Source organism: Massilia sp. P2_C2 (assembly GCF_056404615.1).
The window spans coordinates 1-4,759 of sequence record NZ_JBFUDR010000399.1 but is presented as its reverse complement, the minus strand read 5'-3'; the positions used below and the strand labels follow the sequence as shown (position 1 = coordinate 4,759).

Sequence of the window (4,759 nt, the reverse complement as noted above, 5' to 3'; positions counted from 1 at the left end):
GGGTAGCGGGCTGAATCTATTTTCTTGGAGGAAGATAGAGGAGACAGTTGTGATTGTGCCGCCGTGAAAGAAATAAATCCAATTCCCTTTTTAGATATCAATCATTCAATTCCCAAATAACATGGTTTGGCTTCAACAATTGGATGCCATATAGTTAGCGCTATCACCTTTATGGCGCTACAATGTTTTCCTGCGTTTATCGATCGAAAGGCCCCCATGCGCCATCCGGCCCGCAAGCTCCGCGCCGTCCCCGCTTCATCCCGCAGCCTGAAACTGGCGGGCGTACTGCTCGCACTGGCGCATGCGATGGGTGCCCACGCCGAGGCGGCCTGCGGCCAGGCCCCGTCCGGAGAACTGCGCGCGGAACGCGTCGCGGCTGTCCAGCCGTCGCGCAGTGAAGCGGGTCTGTACGAAGGCCCCGTGTGGATCAAGGATGCGCTGTACTTCTCCGATTTCAGCCTGGGGCCCGGTTTCCCGTCGCGCATCCGCAAGCTCGCGGCGGACGGGAGCGTGAGCACGGTCGTCGAGGACAGCGGCAGCAATGGCCTGGCCGTCGACGCGCATGGCGACCTTGTCGCGGCCACGCACAAGTACAAGGCCCTGTCGCGCTATGTCATCGCGGACGGCAAACGCACGGCGATCGCGGATTCGTACCAGGGCAATGTATTCGATTCCCCGAACGACATCGTCATCGCGAAGGATGGCACGATCTACTTCACGGATCCGGATTTCCAGAAGGCGGCGGCGCCCGGCGGCCAACCCGTCACGGGCGTGTACCGCGTGGGCACGGATGGCAAGGTGACGCTCGTCGACGGCAGCCGGCCGAACCCGAACGGCGTGTCGCTGTCGCCGGCCGGCGACGTGCTCTATGTGAACGCGGGTGACGGCCTGCTGCGCGCCTATCCCATCGTGAACGGCGTGCCGGGGCCGGGCAAGGACATCGTCCGTGGCCTGGATATCCCGGACGGCATGGCCATCGATTGCCATGGCAATATCTATGTGGCCGAGCATCCGGCGCAGCGGGTGCGCGTGTTCTCGCCGCAGGGGCGGGAGCTGGCGACGATCCGCACGGACGCCAACGTCACCAATGCCGCATTCGGTGGCGCCGACGGCAGGACGCTGTTCCTGACGGGCGCCGGCGCCGTCTGGCAGATCCGGCTGGACGTCACCGGATCGCCTTACTGATCGTTCCCGCGCGCGTCAGGCCTTCAGCACCATACTGATTGCTCTCTCGCGCGTCAGGCCTTCAGCACCATACTGATTGCTCTCTCGCGCGTCAGGCCTTCAGCACCACGCGCCTGCGCTCGCGCGCCGACTGGTAGATCGCCTCGATGATACGCAGGTCGCGCAAGCCTTCTTCGCCGGCGACGATCGGTTCGCGATCGTGCAGCACGCATTGCGCCATGTGGTCGAGCTGGCCGGCGAATTGCGTGGCGCCGGGGCCCGGCGGCGGAGTCACTTCCCGCTCGCGGCCCTGATTGCCGACCCACATGCGGTTGCCGTGGTAGGCGGTGGCCGGTTCCATGTCGATGCGGCCCTTGTCGCCCATCAGCAGGATATGGTTCTGGTTGGCGCTGTACATCGACATGCAGGAGCCGACGACGCCGGACGGGAATTCCAGCTGAAAGCCGAGCATGTCCTCCACTTCGCGGAAGCGCGGGTCGTTGCGGTTCGTCGTTTCCTGCGCATACACGGCGCTGGGTTCCTCGCCCGTCATGTAGCGCGCCGCGTTCAGGGCGTAGATGCCGATGTCCATCATCGAGCCGCCGCCCGCCAGCGCCTTTTTCAGGCGCCAGGCGTTCGGATCGCGGAAATTGAAGCCGTGTTCGGAACGGAAATAGCGCAGCTTGCCGATCTCGCCCGAGCGCGCGATGCGCCGCGCTTCCAGGTTGGTCGGTTCGAAGTGGCAGCGGTAGCCGATCATGAGCTTCTTGCCGGCCTGGCGGCAGGCCGCGATCATGGCCTCGCATGCGGCCGACGACACGGCCATCGGCTTTTCGCACAGCACGTGCTTCCCGGCCCTGGCTGCACGGATCGTGTATTCCGCATGCATGGCCACGGGCAGGCAGATGTAGACGATGTCGATGTCCGGGTTGTTGCGGATGCTGTCGTAGTTCTCGTAGTTGTAGATGTTCTTTTCCGGGACGCCGTATTCCTGCGCCACGCTTTTTGCCTTGGCCGCATCGCCGCTGACCAGGGCGACGAGGCGGCTGTTCCGGCAATTCTTGAACTGCGGGATGATGACGTCCAGGCCGTAGGTGCCGAGGCCGACGATCGCATAGCCCAGCTTGCGGTCGGCCGGAGCCGCCCACGCCATGCCGCCCACCGCACCCGTCGCCAGCGCGCCGCCGGCGGCAAGGACCAGACCACGCCGATTCCTGTCGATCATTTCGTCTCCTTGTTTTTGTAAAATGTTAGCGCTCACGGTAGCGCCACCATTTTAGTACGGATGCAATGTTCTGCGGTGATTTCGAACACGGCGGCTACCCGCCGGAATTCAACAATTATCGGGAATCAAGAGGTGATCCCGGCGCGGCGCGCACACTGCCCGGATGGTGCCCAAGACCTGTCCGTGGCACCGCCGCTCGACCTCCGTGGACGAATCCGCCCGGCATGCCGGGTCAACTTGAACGAGGTGAATCATGGTCAAACTCCAGGGCAGCGTGCCCACACCCCTCGCCGCCATGCGGTCTCTCGGGCCGGCGCCGGCCGACGAACGCTGCGACATCACCGTGCTCGTGCGCCGCCGCGCGCCGCTGGCGCCCCATGCACTCGAGACGATGCCGAGCCAGCGCCGCTACCTGACGCGCGCCGAATTCGCCGCCCGGCACGGTGCCAGCGATACCGACCTCGACGCCGTCGCCGCCTTCGCGCACAAGGCCGGCCTCGTCGTCGTCGAACGCCGGCCGGCGGCGCGCAGCATCGTCCTGTCCGGCACGACGGGCCAGGTGACCGCCGCGTTCGGCACGGCCGTCGAACGGGTCGAACACGCGGCCGGCTTCTCGCGCCGTCGCACGGCGCCGGTGCACCTGCCGCCCGAACTGGACGGCATCGTCGAAGGCGTGTTCGGCATCGAGGACGTGCCCATCGCGCGGCCGCATTTCAAGTTTTCCCGCGCGTCCGCGCAGGCGGCGCTGGATGCGTCGATGCCGGTCGCGGCCGCGGCGGCGGCCCCGGTTGATGCGCAGGCTGCGGCCGGCTACACGGGCGTCGACATGGCGAAGCTGTACGACTTCCCGGCCGGCCTGGATGGCAGCGGCCAGTGCATCGCCATCATCGAACTGGGCGGCGGCTACCGCAATGCCGACCTGAAGGCGTATTTCAAGAGCCTGGGCCTGGCGGCGCCCCATGTCACGGCCGTGTCCGTCGACGGCGGCAAGAACAGCCCGTCGCTGCCGTGGAGCGCGGATGCCGAGGTGATGCTCGACATCGAAGTCGCTGGCGCCGTCGCGCCGAAGGCCGCCATCGCCGTGTACTTCGCACCGAACAGCGAGCAGGGCTTCGTCGATGCGATTCTCGCCGCCGTCCACGATGACCACCACAAGCCGTCCGTGATCTCGATCAGTTGGGGCGCGCCGGAATCGGAATGGACGGAACAGGGCCTGGCCGCGATGGACCAGGCGTTCGAGGCCGCCGCCGCACTGGGTGTCACCGTGTGCTGCGCGGCAGGCGATGCCGGATCAAGCGACCAGAACCCGCAGAACGGCACGCCGGACGGCCTGGCGCATGCCGACTTCCCCGCGTCCAGCCCGTACGTGCTGGGTTGCGGCGGCACGCGCCTGACCGTCAGCGGCAACGCGATCGAGAGCGAATCCGCGTGGAACGACGACCCGACCAGCAGCGCCACGGGCGGCGGCGTCAGCGACGTGTTCGACCTGCCGGCGTGGCAGACGAACGCCGGCGTGCCGCCGTCCGTGAATCCGGGCGGGCGCGCCGGTCGCGGCGTGCCCGACGTGGCCGGCAATGCGTCGCCCGCAACCGGCTACCGGGTGCGTGTCGACTACCTGACGTTCACGATCGGCGGCACGAGCGCCGTGTCGCCGCTGTGGGCCGGCCTCGTGGCGCTGCTGAACCAGCAGCTGGCGCAGCCCGTCGGCTGGCTCAATCCGCTGCTGTACGGTCCGCTGGCGGGCAGCGGTGCGCTGCGCGACATCACCAGCGGCAGCAATGGCAGCTACGCGGCGAAGGCCGGCTGGGATGCGTGCACGGGCTGGGGGGTGCCGGTCGGCACGCGCCTGTTGGCCGCGCTGCAAGGCTGACCGACCTGGAACCTATCGCGGAAGACGTGAACTGGTAGGGTGGGCACTCCGTGCCCACGCGTGATGTTTGCGTCACGTTGACGTTCGCGTGGRCACAGCGGTGCCCACCCTACTGGGATGGGCTCCTATAAGCGCGCCAGCACGTCGGCGCGGTACTGGCGGCTGCACGGCACCCGTGCGCCGCCACGCAGCAGCAGTTCGCCGTCGCCCTTGTCCAGCGTGACCACCTTCTCGATCCAGCGCACGGCCACGGCCGCGCGCCGGTGGCAGCGCAAGAAACCGGGGGCGAGGCGGTCGACGAGACCGGCCAGCGTCTGGCGCAGCAGCGGGTTGCCGGTGGCCGTGTGCAGCACGACATAGTTGTCGGCTGTCTCGATCCACTGGATGTCGGCGATGCGCACGATGCGCGTGCCGCCGCGCTCGCTCACGAGCAATTGTTCCAGCGGCGCCGGCGGCAGCGCGGCGGCGCGCCGGCCCGCCTGCGGCCGCGCCGCCAGCCG

At 67.4% G+C, this 4,759-nt stretch carries 4 protein-coding genes; 2 read left to right on the top strand and 2 right to left on the bottom strand.

Annotated features, from left to right (window positions below; all coding sequences use genetic code 11):
- Positions 1–216 precede the first annotated feature (216 nt).
- Complete coding sequence (locus AC1DYX_RS27990; RefSeq protein WP_477265003.1) at positions 217–1,185, top strand: SMP-30/gluconolactonase/LRE family protein; 969 nt, start codon at positions 217–219, stop codon at positions 1,183–1,185.
- Between the two features lie 91 nt (positions 1,186–1,276).
- Here the strand turns inward: AC1DYX_RS27990 and AC1DYX_RS27985 are convergent, their stop codons facing one another.
- Positions 1,277–2,389, bottom strand: a complete 1,113-nt coding sequence (locus tag AC1DYX_RS27985) for a Gfo/Idh/MocA family protein (RefSeq protein ID WP_477265001.1) — start codon at positions 2,387–2,389, stop codon at positions 1,277–1,279.
- Between the two features lie 253 nt (positions 2,390–2,642).
- Here AC1DYX_RS27985 and AC1DYX_RS27980 point away from each other — a divergent pair, with 253 nt between their 5' ends.
- Positions 2,643–4,259, top strand: coding sequence for a S53 family peptidase (locus tag AC1DYX_RS27980; RefSeq protein ID WP_477264999.1), 1,617 nt, complete (start codon positions 2,643–2,645; stop codon positions 4,257–4,259).
- Positions 4,260–4,384: 125 nt separating this feature from the next.
- Here AC1DYX_RS27980 and AC1DYX_RS27975 read toward each other — a convergent pair.
- Positions 4,385–4,759, bottom strand: a 375-nt coding sequence (locus tag AC1DYX_RS27975) for a LytR/AlgR family response regulator transcription factor (RefSeq protein ID WP_477264997.1), incomplete at its 5' end; no start/stop codon positions are given.